General features: G+C 39.3%; 1 protein-coding gene. It reads left to right on the top strand.

The window, feature by feature from the left end; all coding sequences use genetic code 11:
- Positions 1 to 1,770: C80 family cysteine peptidase (locus BAZSYMA_RS00920; protein WP_143243042.1), on the top strand; the 1,770-nt coding region annotated here is incomplete at both ends.

The following is a 1,770-nucleotide window of genomic DNA, read 5'->3' as shown; positions in this document are numbered from 1 at the left end:
CATCAGTTTCGTGGATCCTAATGAAAAAACCTTTAGCAAAATTAAATCAGTCTCATTGATTGAAAAAGAGGATGTTCACGAAAACACCTCTAACGGGGATTGGAATGTTGCTATTACTTCCACCAAGGGTTTTTCTGGTGATGGTTGTGTGATTGCCAAGATTGGCAGTAACAATAAAGATTTAATGGTTGGGCTGTCTACCGATAATAACAATAATAAAGGTAACTATCACACAATAGATTTCGCAATCTATGTACATAATTCTGGCAATATTGTTGGCATTTATGAAAACGGTCGTAGCATTAAAAGTTTTGATGAAGATCAATATCCTTATACGGCAGGGGATTATTTAAAAATAGAGCGAGACGGTGCAACAATCAACTACTATCTTGTTAAAGTTGGTGATGATCCAGCTACCGAAGGCACCTTGCTTTACAACACCCCAAGTAGAATTTTAAGTACAGACACCAAATTGTTTTTAGACAGTTCTTTGCATGATATTGGTGCCAAATTATCAGACATACAAATACTTAACAATAGGTTGCCACTTTCAGTAAGCGCCAAATCGATAAGACAGGTTTCAACAACAGGGGGCCTGGAAAACAACAATGTGTTTGGTCAAGTATTTAATGACAATCAGTCTAACAACAACGACGAAACAAATACCTCTTCTAATGAGGTCACAAGTACTACTGATAGCACCAATAATAACACCACTACCAATAACACCAATACCACTGACAATACCCAAGAGACTGGAGAGCAAAAAACCAACAAGGCAGAAAAATGGTTTAATAGTAAGGTTAATCAAAAATTTTCTCGAGGCTTGTCATTTTCTCAAACGACTAAAGTCTTTATTATTACCGATTTTTCAGATAAAAGCCTTGATCTGGGAATGAAACTCAGAAAAAAGAATGACATTGTCCTTTATTACAATACAGAAAATCACGAAATTGAATACTTACATGGGCAACAAAACGATATTGAGATTGAACGCATAGAGTATCAAACGATTGCTTATGGCAAGGTCGTTAATATTTTGGTTGAAGACATTGATAGCGGTGAGTATATCGTCAACACTGACGATAATCCAGAAGATGAAATTGATGCAGAAGCCATTGTAGCACAATTACAACAAGCCATCACCCTGCAAAGAACCGCCACAGGCTTGCGTAGAAACTGGTTTACTCGGCACAGTTTTGCAAAAAAAGAATTGGCATTTGACAGTTTATTTTTCACCTCAGGGCAAAACCCCAGCCAGCCCGATACTCAGCCTGTTGCACACAAAACTTCCAAATATCAAAGTAACCTCATCGTCCAAAGCAGCGATGACCCTATTGTCATCAAAGCCGCTAATGCCTTATTCAACAAACACCCTGACAGCAGTGTCCTTGTCAAATTTGATCAAGACGGCAATCTTGTTACTCTAAAAGGTGAGGCTTACACGCCAACAGGCGATACCCGTGTTAATTTTGTCGGTCATGGTAACGATTTAAGCCAAGAAGGTGCACAGTCATTAGCAGATAAGGTGAAGATACTCCAGCAAACCTATGGCAACGACAGCACGGATATCAAGCGTATTGCCTTAGTCGGCTGTGGCACTGATGGCGTTAATCAAAGCCTCACCCAAGATTTTGCCAAAGCCATTTATAATGACACGCCTGAGCTAAAAACTGCCGAAATAACCGGCAGAAAAGGCGATATGCAAATCAACCCTGATGGCACCAAAACCATGGAAACCGGCAGTGAAAAAATGATTTATCAGTGGAA

It is taken from the genome of Bathymodiolus azoricus thioautotrophic gill symbiont, from assembly GCF_001298715.1.
Taxonomy (GTDB): Bacteria; Pseudomonadota; Gammaproteobacteria; order PS1; family Pseudothioglobaceae; genus Thiodubiliella.
Note: the sequence above shows the minus strand (reverse complement) of the source record. Positions and strands in the feature narration are given on the sequence as shown.